The organism is Jiangella alkaliphila (assembly GCF_900105925.1).
GTDB classification, from domain to species: domain Bacteria; phylum Actinomycetota; class Actinomycetes; order Jiangellales; family Jiangellaceae; genus Jiangella; species Jiangella alkaliphila.
In genome coordinates this window covers 1,143,170-1,159,735 of the sequence record NZ_LT629791.1, presented here as the reverse complement: position 1 = coordinate 1,159,735, position 16,566 = coordinate 1,143,170, and the positions used below count along the sequence as shown (strand labels likewise).

The window sequence follows — 16,566 nt, the reverse complement described above, 5'->3', positions numbered from 1 at the left end:
GCACGATCATCACACGCAATCGAGTCGCCGGCTCGCCGGCCGACCGTCACGAGCCGTCCCGCCGGCGCCGCTCCCACTCCCGGCGGGCGTCGTCGCGGTTCCTCCGGCGCAGCTGCTGCTTGCTCTGCCGCGCGGCGGCCTCGGCGTCGGCCTGCGCCTTGTGCCGGCGACGGGTGAGGTCGGCCTGCGCCCGCGCCGACTGGTACCGGTCGTCGGAGCGCTGGTAGGTCCGCTGCGCCTCCTCGGCCCGCATGCGCCGTTCGTAGTTCCGTTTGACCAGGCCGGCCTTGGCGTCCTCGCGGGCGTGATAGGCGCGGTTGGACATGCCCGCCGTGCCGAACCGGCCGCCGGCCATCCGGGCCACGCCGTCGGCCATGCCGCTGCGGGTCCGGTGGGCCAGCGACCGCAGCCCGTCGACCGGCAGGTGACCGGACTGGCCGGCTTCGGCGACCTTGCCTCGGTACCGGTTGCGCAGATCGGCCCCTCCGCGGCTGGTCCAGGCGCCGAACTGCTGCATGCGGCCGCGCGACCGGGTCGCGGTGCGGGCCAGCTCCACGCCGACGCGGCTGCGACGTGCCGCGGCGATACCGCCCTGCGCGACGTTCCTGCTGCTCTCGCCGAGCGCGATGGCGCCGCGCCTGGCCAGGCCGCCGGCGCCGCGAGCGGCGCCTCGGACCACCGTCGACTTCGCGGCCATGGCACCACCTTTGACGGCGAGCGAACCGCCGCCGGTGGCCCAGGCCATGCCGACGTGGCCGACGAGGCCGCTGGTGCGGCGGATGACGCCCTGCAGGCGGCCCTGCCCGCCGCCTGATCGCAGGCCGGCGTTGCGGGCCGCGTCGCCCATGGCGTTGAAGCCGTTCAGACGGCGCATCGCACCGCCCGGGCCGCTGCCCGCCGGGACGAGGGACGAGCCGCCGAACCCGCCGCCGCCTCCGCCACCACCGGGGTTGAACTTCGACGCCATGGCGGCGGCCACGCGGTCCTTGGTCTCGTGAACGGCGCCGCGGCCGCGCCAGAACAGCACGATGCCGGCGATCAGCAGCAGGTCGATGAGCAGGAACTTGCCGATCTCGGCCCACCGGACGGAGCGGTCGTCGGGGTTGCCGGTGGGTGCTCGCCCGGCGGCCATGATGTCGGTGACGACGTGCAGGAACACGCCGAGGAACACGATGCAGAACATCAGCATCAGCACGGTGGCGAACAACTGCCCGACGTTGCGCCACAGCACCGATCTGGCGCCGCCGGGGAGGATCGCCAGCAGCAGCGTGATCAGCAGCTTGATGCACTGGACGAGTGCGGACAGGCCGGCGATGAAGACGACGCCGGCGATGATGAGGATGAGCACCGCGAGGATCGTGACGGCCGGCTGGATCGCGAACTGCGCCATCCAGCTGTCCGGCCGGGCCATCTTGGCGAACGTGTCGACCTCGTCGTTCAGGCAGCTGCCGACGACCTTCCAGACCTCGGGGTCGTAGTCGACGGGTTCGTCGCCTGTGCCGCCCCACCAGGTGCCGGGGTCGGTCAGTTCCGATCCGGTGTCGACGCCGTCGGCTGCCGACCCGCGGCCGGCAAGGTCGCGGTCCTCCAGATCGTCGCGGAGGTCGTCCTTCGAGGTGCTGTTACCGGCGTGGGACAACGCGACGACGTAGGCCTCTTCGCAGTCGCCGTCGAGGATGTAGCCGAAGTTGACCAGCATGGCCGGGTGGTAGAGGAACGTGCTGAGGATGCTCTCGCCCGGACTGACCTGTTCGTTCTCCGGACTGGTGAGGTCGTCGAGATAGTCGTCATCGTTGACGATCTGGCCGACGAGGTACTGCGAGGTGTCGCGGGCGTCGTAGAGCAGCCCCTCCTGGTTGTCGTTGTCGCCGACGAGCCAGGTGATCGGGTTGATCGGGGCGAGGTTGTTGTCGGGATGCTGCGCGTCGTAACTGATCGCGGCCACCGCGTAGTTCGCGATGATCAGTGACAACAGGAGTTGGACCAGCCCCTTCCCCCACATGCCTCTGGCCATCCAGATCATGCACACGAACGCCGTGATCGTCAGCATCGCGGCATACATGTTCAGGTTCGACAACATGCCGGCGATGGAGTCCTGGAAGTCGCCGGCGATGCCGGTGAACCAGTCGAGCCACGACATGCCCAGCACGAAGTCGGTGACCCACGCGAGCGCGATGACCTGGAACTGGTAGATCGCCCAGGTGATCGTCATGAGCACCTTGAAGATCAGGTGGAACGGGTCGGTGATGCCGCCGGCCAAGGACAGTTGCACGTGAAACGCCGACAGCTCGCAGTTGCCCGTCGGGTTGATGAACTGGTCGCCGAGGCCGTCGCCGCCGGGGACCTGGCAGGCCTCGGCGACGATGGTGACCGCACCGGCGACGACGCTCATGCGGGCCTCGACCCGACGGTGCCGGCCTCCAGTTCGGGCGGGCCGTCGCCGCCCTCGAGCGCGGGAACGCCGGCTCGGGCCGCGAGCGCGCCGTCGAGCCGGGCGCCGGCGCCACCCACCGTCCGGCCGCCGATGACGACCTCCGGCGGCGAGGTCTTCATGGCCTCGAAGCGTTCGGGCCGCGAGGGCGGCATGACCTTGATGCGGGCGACGTTGCCCAGCGCGTCGCGCATCAGCGCCTCACCGCGGCGCATCTCCGGCACGCCGTCCGGTCCGACCGGGCTGGTGTGCTCGGTGATCAAGGCCACCAGCGACTCGTCGTCGGGGTCGAGGTCGAGCCACTTCAGGCCACGTTTGGCCAGCGTCTTGTCGCGGTGCCGCATCAGGATGCGGGTCGGGATCAGGCCTCGCAACGTCGCGTCGCCGAAGTCGCTCTCGGGGTCATGGCTGCCCAACGCGACCGCCGCCTGGTGCTTGCGGCCGTCGCGGACGAACACGGTGATCTCCCGCTCGCCTTCGGGTGAGGCGGTGACGTGGTGGGCCTCGTCCACGATGAACAGCGCCAGTTCGGAGCGGTCGCCGAAGCAGACCTGCCGGCCCATGCTGGCCATCAGCGCGTACATCGCCCGGCCGAAGATCTTCTCCAGCTTCATCTGCTCGAACAGGTGCGCATGCTGCAACTCGTCGCGGTCGGGCAGTTCCAGCGTGCGGGTCCAGAACACGATCGCGCGGTCGCTGAGCTCGACCGGCGGCAGCGAGGTGTCGAAGATGACGCGGCCGAACTCCTTGCGGGCGAAGACGTTCATCAGCCGGCCCAGCTCGTAGGCACCGTCCAGGGTGCAGCTCTCGAGCAGGTGCTTGGTGAGGTCACCCAGGCCGCGGATGCCGTGCCGGGCGAGGTACCCGACCTCGAGCACCTCCGACAGCAGCACGCCGCGTTCCGACGTCGGCGACACGTTCAGCAGCGGCGTCAGGAACGACTGCGCCACCCGCGACCCGGTGTGCCGGTCGAACACCCGCAGCGGGTCCATGCTCATCGTCGGCTCGACGACGGACACCACGGTCGGGGTGGTGAGCGCGCGGGCCATCGTCACCCACTCACCGGACTCGGTGCGGTCCAACGCGATGAACCGGCCACCGCGGTCGACGGTGTCGGCGGCGATCTTCTTCAACGCCACCGACTTGCCGGCGCCCAGCTCACCCGCAATCGCGAGTGAGCCGGAGACGTCGAGACGGGTGGTCGCCCCGGCCGGGTCGTGGTGCACGACGCCGGTCTGGCCGGTGGAGATGTTCAGGCCGAGCAGGCTGCCCTTGCTGTCGCCGATGTCGCAGGTGACCACCGGGACCGACGCGGAGAAGGAGTGCGACGTGGTGATCTGGGCGAACTCGCGGACCGACTTGGACAACGGCGCACCCGGCAGCATGGCCCACCACAGGTCCTCCTGGGCGCCCAGCGGGTGCGTCAGCTTGAACCCGGAGGCTCCGTAGAACGCCTGCAGCTCCTTGGCCTGCTCCATGACCTGCTCGCCGGTGCGCCCGGCGACGCAGAAGATGACCGTCGCCTCGACCTCGACCTCGAGATCGTCGGCCGACAACAGCGCCTCGTACTCGGCGAGATCGCGCGCGGACCGCTCGATGGCGTGCATGCCCGTGGTCAGCTGGCCCTCCTGCTGGAGGAACTGGTCGTTGAGGTTCGCGACGGCGCGGCGGTTGCGCGCGATGACCTCTTCCCGCGTGCGGGTGTGCAGCCGCACCGCCCAGTCGACGTCGAGGCCGGCGTCGTCGACCCGGCCGAGGTACTCGCCGCCGGGGAAGACCATGCCGTCGGCCGGCGTGTCGGCCAGCGCCAGCAGGCCCTGGTAGGACACGGCGTCGGGCTGGTCGGGCTGGGTGATCTTGAGGTACTTGCGGCGCAGCGGGTTCCAGCTCTTGAGCTGCTTGCGGTCGAGCTCGGCCTGGCCGCCCTCGTCCATCAGCGCGTCGGGCCACAGGACGCCGTGACGGGGGATGACGGCGGCCTCGTGGTCGGCCCGGGTCTCGGGGAGGTCCATGTCGGCGAACAGGCCGCGCTGCATCGTGTGCTGGTACAGCCAGACCAGCTGGGCCACGGAGGCCGGCCGGGGCCGGAACACGGCGGGGATGCCGAGCTCGACCTTGCGGGCCTGTTCGGTGCGCACCTTGAGCTCGGCCGGCGAGATGCCGTGACGCGGCAGCGCGAGCTGGTCGCGGAAGTCGTCGACGGCGGCCCGGAAGGACTCGCCGAGGTTGCCGAACCGGCCGCCGTTGCGCAGCGGGGCGCTCAGCCAGAACGTCCGCTGGCCCAGTGCGAGGTCGTCGAGGGTGTCGAGGGTGGCCTCGCACTCGGCCGCCCACTCGGGGCAGTGCTCCAGCGGGATGCCGGTGATCATCCGCTCGACGATGGCCGCCGGGTCGAGCGCCGCGCAGGCACCCACCAGCAGCGCCTCGCCGGGCAGCGCCCGCAGCAGCGCCTGGTGCGCCGCCCGCACACCGTGCTTGTCCTTGTCGGGACGGAACCCGTACGGCAACGCCTGCAGCCGCCACGTCGCCCACACCGTCCCGCCCCGCGACCAGAGCAGATGGCCGGCCATGGCCCGCGCCGGACTACGCATCGTCCTCACCCCACGAATCGCTGACCTCGCCGTTCCCGTGCCGGACGGCGGTGCGTTGCTGGCCCCGCGGACGTGGCGCGGCACGCCGTCCGTTCGCGGGTGGTTGGTCCTGCTGGTCGGCCGGGAGCAGGGCCAGCAGCGCCTGCACCCCGCTCAGCGGCGCGGCGACCTGCGCCGCGACCGGTTCGATCGCCGTGGCCGGCGCGTCGAGCGGTTCGACCTCGGGTGGCGGGGTCCGGTCGAGCCGTCGCCGCAACCCGTCGGACAATCCGTCGGGCAGCTCCCCGGCGGCGACGGTGACGCCGGGCGCGAGTCCGGCCCACGGATCGGTGCCGGGCAGCGGTCCGAGGTAGACGCTGGTGCGGTTGTGGACGCGCCGCGGCCGGCGGAACCGCACCGGCCGCCCCTGGTACCGGCCCGACGCGGGCGAGTTCATCGCCCGGTACAGGCCGAGCAGCGCGTAGAGCGGGTTGCGGCCGTTCATCGGCAGCCGGCCGATGAGGAACACAGCACCGAACGCCGCGCCGAACAGCACCGCGATGTTGCCGAAGACCCCGAAGACTCCCCAGGTGTCGATGGTCAGGCCGCCGACGACGATGATGAGGATGGCCGCGATGAGCTGCTGGACCGTGTACGGCCCGCCGGGGATCTTCGTGCCGTCGGGCATCCGCCCGAGCAGCTGCGGGAACTTCCGGGCCCGCGTGTAGTACTTGACGGTTTCCAGTTCGTCCGGGTCCTCGGCCATCGATCGTCACCTCCGCCCTGGGGTCTCGTGGCCGGCCTGGTCGCCCGGCGTCGCTACGCCGGATCGACCTGCGATGGCGTCGATTGCGGCGCTCCGGACCCGGGGAGGTCCTCGCCGACGGTGTCGTCGAGAGAGGTGACGTTGAAGACGATCCAGATGAAGACGCCGGCCGCGAGCGCGGAGACGATGATCGTGCCGATGGCGAACTTCGACTGGACCGCCTTGTAGACCACGAACAGGACGGCGACCGTGATGGCCACGACCTGGAGGACTCCCCGCAGACTCGTCGCGGTCTCGGAGGTCCAGTCGAGCAGGCCGGCCTGGATGGTGATGGACGAGCTGGCGAGGTCGGGTGCCGTCGCCGTGAGTCCGCTGATGAGGCTCATGGCTCCTTCTCCTTATAGCGGGACGGTGAGTGGTGCGGGTGCGCTAGGGCGACTCGGTGGTCGACCCTGTCGGTGGGTCTGATCCGGCCTCCCTCGTCGGTTCGTCGGACGGTGTCTGGCTTGGGCCCTGGGACGAGGTCCCCTGCGAGGTGCTCGTCCCAGGAGTCGGGGTGGGGGTGACCGGCACCGGCTCGGGCAGCGGGACCGGCTCGGCCAGCGCGGGCGATGTGCGGAGCTGGGCGACCTCCCAGCGTCCCTCGCGGGCCTGCAGCACCAGGGCGTACTGGGCGCCCAGCTCTTCGCCGTTGGAGCCGCTCAGCGTGACGTTGGCCTGCACCTCGGCGGTCTCGCCGTCGGACGGCTCCTCGCTCGGTGCGTCACCGCCGGCGGCGACGATGGTCTCGACCTGGACGCCGGCGTAGGGCACCGGGTTCAGCACGCGGAACGACGTGCCCGGGCTGCTGTAGGCCTCGAGCGAGGCCTGGTCGCCGCTGACGAGCATGGCGCTGAGGAAGTTGGCCACCCGGGCGAACGCGGGGTGGTCGGAGGCGAGCCCGTGGTCGTAGGCCGAGGCCAGCTGGTCGAACTCGTCGGGCGCCGGGACCGGCGAGGGCAGCGCCTGCGCGATCATCTCGCCGTCGACGTAGAGGACCGGCACCTGGAAGTAGAGGCGGCCGGCGGTGATGCGCTGGACCGGCTCTGCCTCGCCGTCCTCGCCTTCGCCGGCGTCGTCCTCGGCGTTGGCATCGTCCTCGGCGGGGGTCTCGGCCGGAGTCTCCGCCGTGTCCTCGGCGGGCTCCGCCGCGGGTTCGGCGTCGGCCGGCGGCTTTCCCTCGGCCGCGTCGACGCCGACCGTGACCGACCACAGGCCGCTGTCGTCCTTGACGATCTCGGCGACGGCCGACCCGGAGGTGGTCCACGGGACGTCGGCCCGGCTGAGGCCGAGGTCGCCGAAGTAGGCGCGCAGCGCGTCGGACCGCTCGGCCGGCGTCTCGAGCCAGGCGACGACGGCGCGCTCGGCGAACTCGCTGACGGCGGCCGCCTCACCGATGCGGTCGACGTAGCCGTCCTGCCGGACCACCGGGCGGTTCTCGGGGAGTAGTACCTGAAGCGCCAGCGCCAGCGGTCCGGCGATCAACGCGGCCCACAGCAACCCGACCACCACGCGGGTGGCGAGCTGGGAGCCGCCCGTCCACGTGTGCTGCTCGGAGCGCGCCGTGTCGGCGGCGGCGGTGTCACGCGGGCCCTCGCCGTCGGTGCCCTTCGGCTCCTTCGGCTCTTTCGGCGGCCCGAAGCCCCAGTTGGTCTTCATGGTGCCGGTTCCTCGTGTGCCGCGTCGTACCGGTGCGGGCTCGAGGACGGCGGAGCCACCTCACCGTCCGAGCCCGCACCGGGGTCTGAGCCGACCGCTCCGAACTCCCACGGTTCGCGCAACTCCGTCACGTGCACCAGCCGTTCGAGCGCCTCCTGCGCGCGGTCGGCGTTGGCGCCCACCGCGTCGTGCAGCCGCTTGGCCGCGTCGCGATCGAAGGGGTCGGCGACGAGCTGAGCGAGCTCGCGGTCGATGGCCCGTCGCGCTGCCAGAACCGTCGCCGCGTCCATGAGGGACTGCCGGTTACTGAAGCGCTCTGTCATCTCGGGCTCCTCGGTCGGCGGGTCGGTTGTCTGCGTAGGTGTGGGCGGATGGCGTCTTGTGACGGGGTGATCGGGGCGGGTTGTGCCGGAAGATCGGGCATTCGGACCATCACGGGCATCGGGCAAGGCGCTGACCTGCGCACTCCCGAACCGGGCAAGAGGAAGAACCCGCGCCGGAGCCTTGCGGGCAAGTGCGGGGGCAAGCCCCTCGGACCACGGTTGAGGCGTCGATCCACCCCGGAGGAGACACCCCGATGCCGATACCTGGCGACACCGCATACGACACCGTTCACGACACCACCTGCACCGGCGCCCGCCGCCGCACGGACGCCAGTCTCGTGGGCCGGTTGAACGCCGAATGGAGCCGGCTCTGCGCCGACCCGCGCACCGAACCCGCCGTCGCCCAGTGGGGCCGGCGGCACCCCGAGCTGGCCGGCTGCCTCGCCCTCGAGGACGTCGAGCTCGCGGTCGCCACGTCCGGCGCGGGCGGCGCCGAGCGGGCCGACCGGATCCTGCTCGCCCTGCTGCGCCTCGCCCGCGACGGCGACTCGCTGGCCGGGCGGACCGTGCTGCAGTTGATGCTCGGCAAGGCCGTCCGCATCGCGACGACGCGCGCCGGCCGCGACACGAAGCCGAGCCTCGAGCACACCGCCGTCGCCGCGCTGTGGACCGTCATCGCGACGTATCCGATCGAACGGCGGCCGGCCAAGGTCGCGGCGAACATCGCGATGGAGACGCTGCGGGCCGTCACCGGCGAACTGACCCATCAGCTCAGTGAGACCCCCACGAGCCCCGACGTCCTGGCCGCCGACCTCATGCCGCTGACCGCGTCCGAACGCACCACAGCCGACCACGAGCTGCTCGACCTGCTCACCTGGTCGGTCGACGCAGGCACCATCACGGCGGCCGACGCGACGCTGATCCTCGACATCTACACGCCCGCTCCGGGTATCGAGGGCGGCGCCGCGGCGGCGGAGCGGCACGGCCTCAGCTGGCCGGCCGCGCGGCAGCGGGCCAGCCGCGCCATCCGCAAGGTCGCCCGCCAGCTCCGCGCCGACGTGCCGGCGGCCGCGTGACCGGCCCCCGGCGACGCAAGCGGCGCCGCAGGAAGGCGTGCGCCAGGCGCCGGCCGCACCTCGACGCCGGCCACCTGGAGATTGGGAGGACGTGCCGGATCCTGGACCGACGGCCCGGACGGTGCCGCCGACGAGCCTGAGTCCGTGCTCTCGAAAGTGTCAGCCCCCTGGGCCCGGGGCAGGTCGTTCGTCGTGGCGGGGTGACCAGAACGCCAACTGTTGGCCCTGGTGTCACCGGACCCACCACCGACAGCAGCGCCGACGGTGGCAGCGACGGCCGTCTCTGGCGCATCAACCGGCCACATGCTTCACGTCCGTCACTCGGGACGCGGGATGATCATGGAAGTGGGCCGTTCGGCTTGCGCCGACCCTGGTCAGACGTGAAGATCGGCTGAACGGCCGAGCCGGCAGGGAGGTTCGGCTGCCCCGGACGGAGCCCATACATGGGTCATACAGCCACCAGACGCTCGCCAAGACTTAACAATTCGCGGCCTATGCAGTTGTGGGCCGAGTCACATACCCTCGATGCCACGAGGCCGCCCGTGCAGGGCGCGGCCTCGCACGTGTATCGAGGAGGCCGGCGTTGACCGAGAGCACTCCGACCGCTGAGTTCCTGCGGCAGGGCACGAATCCAGTGGTGGAACCCGCGGGCCTGGACGACGTCCTGGCCCGCCGCTCGGTCGGCACCGACACGGTCGCGGAGGCCGTCGCCAAGCCCGTCGCCGGCACCGTCGACGAGGCCACGCCGGTCATCAGGGCGAGCGTGGTGCACGTGCCGTCGTCGCTGCTGTCGGTGGTGGCGGCGGAGCGCCAGCGGTCCGGCCGGTCGAACGGGCAGATCCTCATCGATGCGATCGAAGCCGGACACGAGCATCTGGTCAAACTCCACAATGAGTCCAACAGCATTGGAGGCCGACTCTTCACCGCTCGCACGGCGAAGCCCCAACTTCCCGTGGCCCAGCCCCTCTCACCGCTCAACATCCGCCTCTACGAACAGGACTACGAGGTCCTGGACCGGCTCGTCACCGAGCTCGGCGCGGGTTCCCGCAGCCGGCTGGCGACGCTGGCCCTCGCCTTCTACCTCGACGGCCCGACGTAGCGGCACCAGCACCACCACACTTCCCCAGACAAAGCAGGACGGCAACGATGAGTTCGCCCCCCACCCATCAGCCGGTACCCGATCACCTCGACGACGAGTTCGACATCGCCGAGGCCAAGCTGGAACCGGCCGTCGCCGCACCGCCGAAGCAGCGCCGCAGGCCGGCGTTGATCGGCCTCGGCGTGGCACTGGTCGCCCTCGGCGGCCTCGGCGCGGCCTGGCTGGCGACGAGCATGAGCGACACGGTCGAGGTCATCGCGGTGCGCGAGGACGTCGCCCGCGGCGAGCAGATCACCGAGGACGACCTCACGACGGCGAGCATCAACGCCGACCCGGCGCTCGACCCGATCCGCAACACCCGCAGGGACGAGGTGGTCGGCCAGTACGCGTCCGTCGACCTCCCGGCCGGCACGCTGGTCACCGAGAACTCCTTCAGCGGCAGCGTCCAGCCGGCCGAGGGCGAGTCGATGGTCGGCGTCGCGGTCACCGCCGCCCAGCTGCCCAGCGAGCCGCTGCGTCCCGGCGACACCGTCCGCATCGTGGACACCCCGAATCCGCAGGACAACCCGCCGGGCTCGACGCCCGACTCGATCGAGGCGAGGGTCGTGTCGACCACGACCGACGAGGAGACCGGGCAGCGGATGGTGAACGTCGTCCTGCCCGAGGTGCGCGCCGCCGATCTCGCCGCCCGCGTCGCCACCACCCGCATCGTCGTCATCCTGTTGTCGCGAGCGGGGGGTGAGTGATGGCGGTCGTCGCTCTCACCTCGGCCCGAGGCGCACCCGGCGTCACGACCGCGGCGCTGGCCATGGCCATGCTGTGGCCGCGGCCGGTCGTGCTGGTCGAGGCCGACGTCGCCGGGAGCAGCAGCATCCTCGCGGGGTACCTGCGCGGCACCATCCCACCCGACCGCGGGCTGGTCAGCCTGGCCGTCGCGCACCGGCGCGGCGTGCTGGACGAGAAGTTCTACGACCAGACCATCGCGTTGATCGAGAACCGCGTCCGGCTGGTCCCGGGGCTGGTCAACGCCCAGCAGGCGGCCAGCATGGACAAGCTGTGGTCGCCGCTGAGCATCGTGCTGGCGAACCTGGAGCGCACCGGCACCGACGTCATCGTCGACGCCGGGCGGCTGGGCATGCGCCACGGGCCGATGCCGCTGCTGCGCTCGGCCGACGCCGTCCTGCTGGTGACGCGCACGACGCTGCCGGCCGTCAGCTCGGCGCGGGCCCGGGTGAACCTGCTGCGCGAGGACCTCGTCGAGCTGGGCCAGGGCGACGACACGCTGGCGATGCTGCTGATCGGCGAGGGCCAGCCGTACCGCGCCCGCGAGATCCACTCCGCCCTGAGCGTCCCGGTGCTGGCCTCCGTGGCCTGGGATCAGGCGGCCTCCGACTCGCTCAGCGTGGGTGCGGCGTACGGACGGCGATTCGCGGCGGCCCCGCTGTTCCGCAGCACGCGGGTCGTCATCGGCGCCGTGCACGAGCTGATCGACCGCCATCGCACCCGCCTCGCTCCGGCCGCGGAGTCCCTGATGGAGGAGCACACCTATGGCTGACCCCACGAACGCCGCGGCCAGCCTGGAGAACCTGCCGCTGTTCACGGAGCCGAACGGCGGGAACGGCTCCGGCGACGAGTGGGGCGACACCCATCACTCGCTGAGCGGCCCGGGCCAGACCGACCTGCGCCGGTCGCTGCAGGCCCGGCTCGCCTCCGCCACGGCGCAGCGCGGCCGCGGCGGGCCCAGCGGCCAGCACGCCCGCCGCGACGACGACCTCACCGCACTCGAGCGCAACGGCGGCGTGCTGCGGCCGATGGGCCGCGGGGGTGAGGTCGACTGGGGCCTGGTCCGCGCCTACCGCGAGCAGGCCGCCGACCAGCTGGCGCACGCGCTGCGCAGCCGCGAGGGCCTCGACGACGCCGGCCGGCGCGAGCTGGGCCGCAGCATCGTGGTGGAACTGCTCGCCGACCACGCCGAGCGGGCGCTCACCAAGGGCCTGCCGATCATCACGCCCGACGAGCAGATCCAGCTGGCTGACGCGATCATGGCCGCGCTGTTCGGGCTCGGCCGGCTGCAGCCGCTGGTCGACGACCCCGGCATCGAGAACATCGAGATCAACGGGCACGACAACGTCCACCTGATCTACGACGACGGCCGCATCGTCGAGGGCCCGCCGGTGGCCGACAGCGACGAAGAGCTGATCGAGACGCTGTCGTTCCTGGCCACCCGAACGGGCACCAACGAGCGGCCGTTCTCACCGTCGAACCCGCGGCTGCACCTGCGGCTGCGGGACGGGTCGCGGCTCGCGGCCACCGCGTGGATCACCCCGCGGCCGGTCGCCGTCATCCGCAAGCACCGGCTCACCGACATCGGCGTCAAGGAACTGGTCGACCTCGACATGCTCAGCCCGGCCGCGGCGGCGTTCCTCTCCACCGCCGTCCGCGCCCGCAAGAGCCTGGTGGTCTCCGGCGCGCAGGGCGCGGGCAAGACGACGCTGGTGCGCGCGCTGACCAACGAGCTGGACCCGATGGAGCGCATCGGCACCATCGAGACCGAGTACGAACTGCACCTGCACGACATGCCCGAGCGGCACCGGCGCATCGTGGCCTGGGAGGCGCGGCCGGGCAGCGGCGAGCGCGGGCCCGACGGCCGCGCCATCGGCGAGATCACGCTCGATGACCTCGTGTTCGACTCGTTGCGCATGAACCTGTCCAGGCTCATCGTCGGCGAGGTGCGCGGCCGCGAGGTGCTGCCGATGTTCAAGGCCATGCAGTCCGGCGCCGGATCGCTCTCGACGACGCACGCGCATTCCGCCCGGGCGGCGATCGAGCGTCTGGTCACCTGTGCCATGGAGGCCGGGCAGCACGTCACGGAGTCCTTCGCGTACCGGCAGATCGCCGAGCACATCGACCTCATCGTCCAGATCGAGCTGGTCGACCAGAGCTACGCCGGCGGCAAGCGGTCGCGGTACATCAGCGAGATCATCGCCATCGAGCCGGGCGAGCACGGCCTGCCCGCCGTCACCGACGTGTTCCAGCCCGGCGCCGACGGCCGCGCGGTGCCCGGCACGCCGCCGATCTGGCTGGGCGACCTCGAGCGGGTCGGCTTCAACCCGCGGCTGCTCGACCACGGCGGTGCGCCGTGACGCCGTTCGCCGCGGCGCTCGCGGCGATCCTGGTGCTGGGCGGGGTGCTCGTGATCGTGCTCGGGCTGATCCCGCAGCCGGTGCGGGCGCGCCCGGCCACGTCCGGGCAGCGGATCAAGGCCAGGTTCATCAGCCTGACCGGCGGCCGCAACCCCGCCGCACGGCAGCTGCGCATCCTGCTCGGCATCGGCCTGGCCGGCGGCATGGTCGCCTGGCTGCTCACCGGCTGGCTGATCCTTGTCGTGCTGGTGCCGGCCGCCCTCATCGGCCTGCCCGCGCTGCTCGCGCCGCCGCCGTCGGCCACCCCGGTCGTCAAGCTCGAGGCGATGGAGGAGTGGACGCGGTCGCTGGCCGGCGTCCTCACGGTCGGCGTCGGGCTGGAGCAGGCCATCACCGCGACCATGAAGTCGACCCCCGACGCGCTGCGGCCGGAGGTGACGACGCTGGTGGCGCGGCTGCGCGCCCGCTGGCCGACGGTCGCGGCGCTGCGCGCGTTCGCCGACGACCTCGCCGACGCCACCGGCGACCTCATCGCGTCGTCGCTGATCCTGGGTGCGACGCGGCGCGGTGCCGGCCTCGCGGCGGTGCTGGAGGGGCTGGCGGCGACGGTGGCGCAGGACGTCCAGGTGCGGCGCAAGATCGAGGCCGACCGGTCCAAGCCGCGCACCACGGCGCGCATGGTCACGCTCATCACGCTGGTCGTGCTCGGGTTCATGACGTTCAACAGCGCCTACATCGAGCCGTACGGCTCGGCCATCGGGCAGATCATCCTCATCGTGCTGCTCAGCTGCTACGTGCTGTGCCTGCTGTGGATGCGGCAGATCACCAAGCCCCGCCCGCTGCCTCGGATCATGGGCTGGGACCTGCGCTCGTCCAGCGGACCGACCCGGGCGGAGGCGCGATGATCTGGGAACTCGGCATACTCGCCGGCGCGCTGGCCGGGCTCGGCCTGGCACTGGTGGTGCGCGAACTGGTCCCGGCGCAGCCGCACCTGCGGGCCACGCTGGGCCGGCTGCACGACACCGGCACCGAGACCACGCGGTCGCTGGAGCCGCAGACCAGCCAGGGCAGCTCGCTGTTCCAGGACCGCCTCGGCCGGTTCCTCGAGCAGCGGCTGCCGACGCTGGTGGGCTTCCGGCTGCCGCGTCAGGAACTGGACCTGCTGCGCATCCCCGCCTATCGGTACTACGGCGAGAAGGCGCTGTGGGCGCTGCTCGGGCTGGCGTTCCCGGCCATCCTGACGCTGACGCTGGCCATCACCGGCATCTCGCTGCCGTTCACGGTGCCGGCGTTCGTCGGCCTCATCCTCGCCGTCGTCATGTGGTTCCTGCCCGACATCGAGACCAGGTCGAAGGCGAACAACGCCCGCGAGGAGTTCACCCGGGCACTCGGCGCCTACATCGACCTCGTGGCGCTCGAGCGGGCCGGCGGCGCCGGGTCGACCCAGGCGCTGGAGAACGCCGCCGAGGTGGGCGACTCCTGGGTGTTCCAGCGGCTGCGCGAAGAGCTGGCCCGGGCCCGGTGGTCCGGCACGACGCCGTGGGAGGGCCTGCACACACTCTCGGTGCAACTCGGCGTCAACGACCTCGACGACCTCGCCGACATCATGCGGCTGTCCGGCGAAGAGGGCGCCACGGTCTACGAGAGCCTGCGCGCCCGCGCCAGCGGACTGCGTGACGCCACCCTGTCGGCGGAGCACGCCCGCGCCAATGCCGACAGCGAACGAATGGTCATGCCCGTCGCACTTCTGGGCGTGGTTTTCATGGCACTACTGGCGGCTCCGACGGTGATGCGTATGCTCGAATAACAATTGTCCGCTATTTCCTCAGTCAGGAATTCCCCGGTCCTGGCACGTCACAGAAGTCTCCCCGGACATGCCTACAGCTGTGACGGGTCGGGAACAGCCCGCACCCCCGAGAGGAACACGACAATGCTGCAACTCCAGACATGGATGACGGTCCTGTCGGCCGAGCTGCGCGACCGCTACGCCGAGCTGACCGACCGCCGTCGCGAACAGGGCGCCACCACCCTCGAGTACGTGGTCATCGCCGCGGCGGTCTTCGTCGCCGCCGTCGCCCTGGTCGGCATCATCATCGGCGTCATCAACCGCGAACAAGCGAAGATCCAGTAGGTCATGAGCCGCCGGCCACGTGACGGGCAGCGGCGTCGGCCCCGACGCCGCCTCCCCGGACGTCCCGAACGAGGCGCGGCGACGCTGGAGCTCGTAGTCCTGTTCCCGGTCGTCCTGCTGATCACCTTCGGTGTCATCGAGGGTGCGTTGTGGTATCACGCCCGCAACGTCGCCCTCGCGGCCGCCGAGGAAGGCGTGCGCGTGGCCACCGGCAACGGCGGGTCGCTCGACGCCGGCGTCGCCGAGGCCCGCACGTTCGCCCAGGAGGCCGGCTCCGACGGCGTGCTCAGCAGCATCACCGTCAGCGGCAACGGAGGCGACGTCGAGGTCACCATCACCGTCGAGGGCTCGTCGCAGAGCCTGTTCCCCGGCTGGTCCGGGCACCAGGTCTCGCAGTCGGCCAGCGGCCCGGTCGAGCGCTTCACCGGGCCGGACTGACATGTCCGCGCAGGTAGCACGCAGAGAGCGCGGCTCGGCCACCGTCGAGCTGGCGGTGGTCGCGCCCGGCCTGCTGATGATCATCGCGCTGCTGGTGCTGGGCGGGCGGGTCACCATCGCCGGTGGCTCGGTCGAGCACGCCGCGGCCGAGGCGGCGCGCACCGCGTCCATCGCCCGCACCGAGAGCGACGCGCAGTTCCAGGGCCGCAACGCCGCCGAGGCGTCGCTGGAACAGCAGGACCTCCTGTGTGTCGGCGGACCGTCCATCGAGATCGACACCAGCCAGTTCAGCCGGCCGCCCGGCGAGCCGGCCACCGTCTCGGCCACGGTCACCTGCCGGGTCCAGCTCTCCGACGTCGCCATCCCTGGGCTGCCCGGCTCGCGGGAGATCACCGAGACGGTCGAGAGCCCGCTCGACACCTACAGGATGCGCGGATGACGGCCCGGCGGTTGCGGTCCGATGGCGAACGGGGCGCCATCGCGATCTTCGCCGTGGTCATCGTCATGGCGTTGTTCCTGGCCATCGGGCTCGTCGTCGACGGCGGCGGCCAGATCCGGGCCATGCAGCGGGCCAACGCCATGGCCGCCGAGGCCGGCCGCACGGCCGCCCAGGCGGTCATCATCGACGGCGACGGCGCCGGTCACCCGACCATCGACTTCGCCCGGGCCTGCAGCGCCGCCACCGACTACGTCACGTCAGCGGGCGGCCAGCCCACCGGCTGCCGCCGCGTCGACGACACGACGGTGCAGGTCGACACCGCGATCACCTACGACAACGTCTTCCTGTCCCTGATCGGGCAGCCGACGTCCCAGGCCACTGGCAGCGCGCAGGTACGCCTCGCGCGCGGCGTCGGAACGGAACAGTGAGGAGTACCCCCGTGCCTCGAACCC

The 16,566-nt window shown here is 71.7% G+C and carries 17 protein-coding genes; 11 read left to right on the top strand and 6 right to left on the bottom strand.

Going from position 1 to position 16,566, the window contains the following annotated elements; translation table 11 throughout:
* Positions 1 to 46: 46 nt before the first annotated feature.
* From BLV05_RS05440 to BLV05_RS05415, 6 genes are read right to left on the bottom strand one after another with little or no spacing between them, the layout of a single operon-like run.
* The gene (locus BLV05_RS05440; protein ID WP_046767030.1) at positions 47 to 2,392 is read right to left on the bottom strand and encodes a hypothetical protein; all 2,346 of its coding nucleotides are present in this window, start codon (positions 2,390 to 2,392) and stop codon (positions 47 to 49) included.
* Positions 2,389 to 5,022, bottom strand: a complete 2,634-nt coding sequence (locus BLV05_RS05435) for an ATP-binding protein (protein ID WP_082154955.1) — start codon at positions 5,020 to 5,022, stop codon at positions 2,389 to 2,391. Before BLV05_RS05435 ends, BLV05_RS05440 begins: the two co-directional genes overlap by 4 nt.
* Positions 5,015 to 5,767 (bottom strand): hypothetical protein, encoded by a 753-nt coding sequence (locus BLV05_RS05430; RefSeq protein ID WP_046767031.1) that lies wholly within the window; start codon positions 5,765 to 5,767, stop codon positions 5,015 to 5,017. Before BLV05_RS05430 ends, BLV05_RS05435 begins: the two co-directional genes overlap by 8 nt.
* Positions 5,768 to 5,820: 53 nt before the next feature.
* The gene (locus tag BLV05_RS05425; RefSeq protein WP_046767032.1) at positions 5,821 to 6,153 is read right to left on the bottom strand and encodes a hypothetical protein; all 333 of its coding nucleotides are present in this window, start codon (positions 6,151 to 6,153) and stop codon (positions 5,821 to 5,823) included.
* Positions 6,154 to 6,196: 43 nt separating this feature from the next.
* Positions 6,197 to 7,465, bottom strand: coding sequence for a conjugal transfer protein (locus BLV05_RS05420; protein ID WP_046767033.1), 1,269 nt, complete (start codon positions 7,463 to 7,465; stop codon positions 6,197 to 6,199).
* The gene (locus BLV05_RS05415; RefSeq protein ID WP_157524204.1) at positions 7,462 to 7,788 is read right to left on the bottom strand and encodes a hypothetical protein; all 327 of its coding nucleotides are present in this window, start codon (positions 7,786 to 7,788) and stop codon (positions 7,462 to 7,464) included. The genes BLV05_RS05420 and BLV05_RS05415 overlap by 4 nt, the downstream gene beginning before the upstream one ends.
* A gap of 254 nt (positions 7,789 to 8,042) precedes the next feature.
* Here BLV05_RS05415 and BLV05_RS05410 point away from each other — a divergent pair, with 254 nt between their 5' ends.
* The 11 genes from BLV05_RS05410 to BLV05_RS05360 all read left to right on the top strand — a co-directional run bounded on the left by BLV05_RS05410 (position 8,043) and on the right by BLV05_RS05360 (position 16,542).
* Positions 8,043 to 8,864, top strand: a complete 822-nt coding sequence (locus BLV05_RS05410) for a hypothetical protein (RefSeq protein WP_052762151.1) — start codon at positions 8,043 to 8,045, stop codon at positions 8,862 to 8,864.
* Positions 8,865 to 9,447: 583 nt separating this feature from the next.
* A complete protein-coding gene (locus tag BLV05_RS05405) occupies positions 9,448 to 9,963 on the top strand; it encodes a hypothetical protein (RefSeq protein ID WP_152690589.1) in 516 nt (171 codons plus the stop codon).
* A gap of 47 nt (positions 9,964 to 10,010) precedes the next feature.
* Positions 10,011 to 10,709, top strand: coding sequence for an SAF domain-containing protein (locus BLV05_RS05400; protein WP_052762153.1), 699 nt, complete (start codon positions 10,011 to 10,013; stop codon positions 10,707 to 10,709).
* On the top strand, positions 10,709 to 11,518 hold the full coding sequence (locus tag BLV05_RS05395) for a P-loop NTPase family protein (RefSeq protein WP_046767035.1): 810 nt from the start codon (positions 10,709 to 10,711) through the stop codon (positions 11,516 to 11,518). The genes BLV05_RS05400 and BLV05_RS05395 overlap by 1 nt, the downstream gene beginning before the upstream one ends.
* Positions 11,511 to 13,106, top strand: coding sequence for a CpaF family protein (locus BLV05_RS05390; RefSeq protein ID WP_152690590.1), 1,596 nt, complete (start codon positions 11,511 to 11,513; stop codon positions 13,104 to 13,106). Before BLV05_RS05395 ends, BLV05_RS05390 begins: the two co-directional genes overlap by 8 nt.
* Positions 13,103 to 14,011: a type II secretion system F family protein gene (locus tag BLV05_RS05385; protein WP_046767036.1), complete on the top strand. Its 909-nt coding sequence runs from the start codon at positions 13,103 to 13,105 to the stop codon at positions 14,009 to 14,011. The genes BLV05_RS05390 and BLV05_RS05385 overlap by 4 nt, the downstream gene beginning before the upstream one ends.
* On the top strand, positions 14,008 to 14,913 hold the full coding sequence (locus BLV05_RS05380) for a type II secretion system F family protein (RefSeq protein ID WP_046767037.1): 906 nt from the start codon (positions 14,008 to 14,010) through the stop codon (positions 14,911 to 14,913). The genes BLV05_RS05385 and BLV05_RS05380 overlap by 4 nt, the downstream gene beginning before the upstream one ends.
* A 123-nt stretch (positions 14,914 to 15,036) precedes the next feature.
* Positions 15,037 to 15,237, top strand: coding sequence for a hypothetical protein (locus BLV05_RS05375; RefSeq protein WP_152690591.1), 201 nt, complete (start codon positions 15,037 to 15,039; stop codon positions 15,235 to 15,237).
* A 3-nt stretch (positions 15,238 to 15,240) separates the two neighbouring features.
* Positions 15,241 to 15,675: a TadE/TadG family type IV pilus assembly protein gene (locus BLV05_RS05370; protein ID WP_052762154.1), complete on the top strand. Its 435-nt coding sequence runs from the start codon at positions 15,241 to 15,243 to the stop codon at positions 15,673 to 15,675.
* Between the two features lies 1 nt (position 15,676).
* The gene (locus BLV05_RS05365; protein WP_046767039.1) at positions 15,677 to 16,114 is read left to right on the top strand and encodes a TadE family protein; all 438 of its coding nucleotides are present in this window, start codon (positions 15,677 to 15,679) and stop codon (positions 16,112 to 16,114) included.
* On the top strand, positions 16,111 to 16,542 hold the full coding sequence (locus BLV05_RS05360; protein WP_046767040.1) for a TadE/TadG family type IV pilus assembly protein: 432 nt from the start codon (positions 16,111 to 16,113) through the stop codon (positions 16,540 to 16,542). Before BLV05_RS05365 ends, BLV05_RS05360 begins: the two co-directional genes overlap by 4 nt.
* Positions 16,543 to 16,566: the final 24 nt, after the last annotated feature.

What these genes read in the sequence shown, in the direction of transcription:
- BLV05_RS05440 (WP_046767030.1), bottom strand. Translation starts at nt 2,392, where the DNA reads ATGAGCGTCGTCGCCGGTGCGGTCACCATCGTCGCCGAGGCCTGCCAG.
- BLV05_RS05435 (WP_082154955.1), bottom strand. Translation starts at nt 5,022, where the DNA reads ATGCGTAGTCCGGCGCGGGCCATGGCCGGCCATCTGCTCTGGTCGCGG.
- BLV05_RS05430 (WP_046767031.1), bottom strand. Translation starts at nt 5,767, where the DNA reads ATGGCCGAGGACCCGGACGAACTGGAAACCGTCAAGTACTACACGCGG.
- BLV05_RS05425 (WP_046767032.1), bottom strand. Translation starts at nt 6,153, where the DNA reads ATGAGCCTCATCAGCGGACTCACGGCGACGGCACCCGACCTCGCCAGC.
- BLV05_RS05420 (WP_046767033.1), bottom strand. Translation starts at nt 7,465, where the DNA reads ATGAAGACCAACTGGGGCTTCGGGCCGCCGAAAGAGCCGAAGGAGCCG.
- BLV05_RS05415 (WP_157524204.1), bottom strand. Translation starts at nt 7,788, where the DNA reads ATGACAGAGCGCTTCAGTAACCGGCAGTCCCTCATGGACGCGGCGACG.
- BLV05_RS05410 (WP_052762151.1), top strand. Translation starts at nt 8,043, where the DNA reads ATGCCGATACCTGGCGACACCGCATACGACACCGTTCACGACACCACC.
- BLV05_RS05400 (WP_052762153.1), top strand. Translation starts at nt 10,011, where the DNA reads ATGAGTTCGCCCCCCACCCATCAGCCGGTACCCGATCACCTCGACGAC.
- BLV05_RS05395 (WP_046767035.1), top strand. Translation starts at nt 10,709, where the DNA reads ATGGCGGTCGTCGCTCTCACCTCGGCCCGAGGCGCACCCGGCGTCACG.
- BLV05_RS05390 (WP_152690590.1), top strand. Translation starts at nt 11,511, where the DNA reads ATGGCTGACCCCACGAACGCCGCGGCCAGCCTGGAGAACCTGCCGCTG.
- BLV05_RS05380 (WP_046767037.1), top strand. Translation starts at nt 14,008, where the DNA reads ATGATCTGGGAACTCGGCATACTCGCCGGCGCGCTGGCCGGGCTCGGC.
- BLV05_RS05375 (WP_152690591.1), top strand. Translation starts at nt 15,037, where the DNA reads ATGCTGCAACTCCAGACATGGATGACGGTCCTGTCGGCCGAGCTGCGC.
- BLV05_RS05370 (WP_052762154.1), top strand. Translation starts at nt 15,241, where the DNA reads ATGAGCCGCCGGCCACGTGACGGGCAGCGGCGTCGGCCCCGACGCCGC.
- BLV05_RS05365 (WP_046767039.1), top strand. Translation starts at nt 15,677, where the DNA reads ATGTCCGCGCAGGTAGCACGCAGAGAGCGCGGCTCGGCCACCGTCGAG.
- BLV05_RS05360 (WP_046767040.1), top strand. Translation starts at nt 16,111, where the DNA reads ATGACGGCCCGGCGGTTGCGGTCCGATGGCGAACGGGGCGCCATCGCG.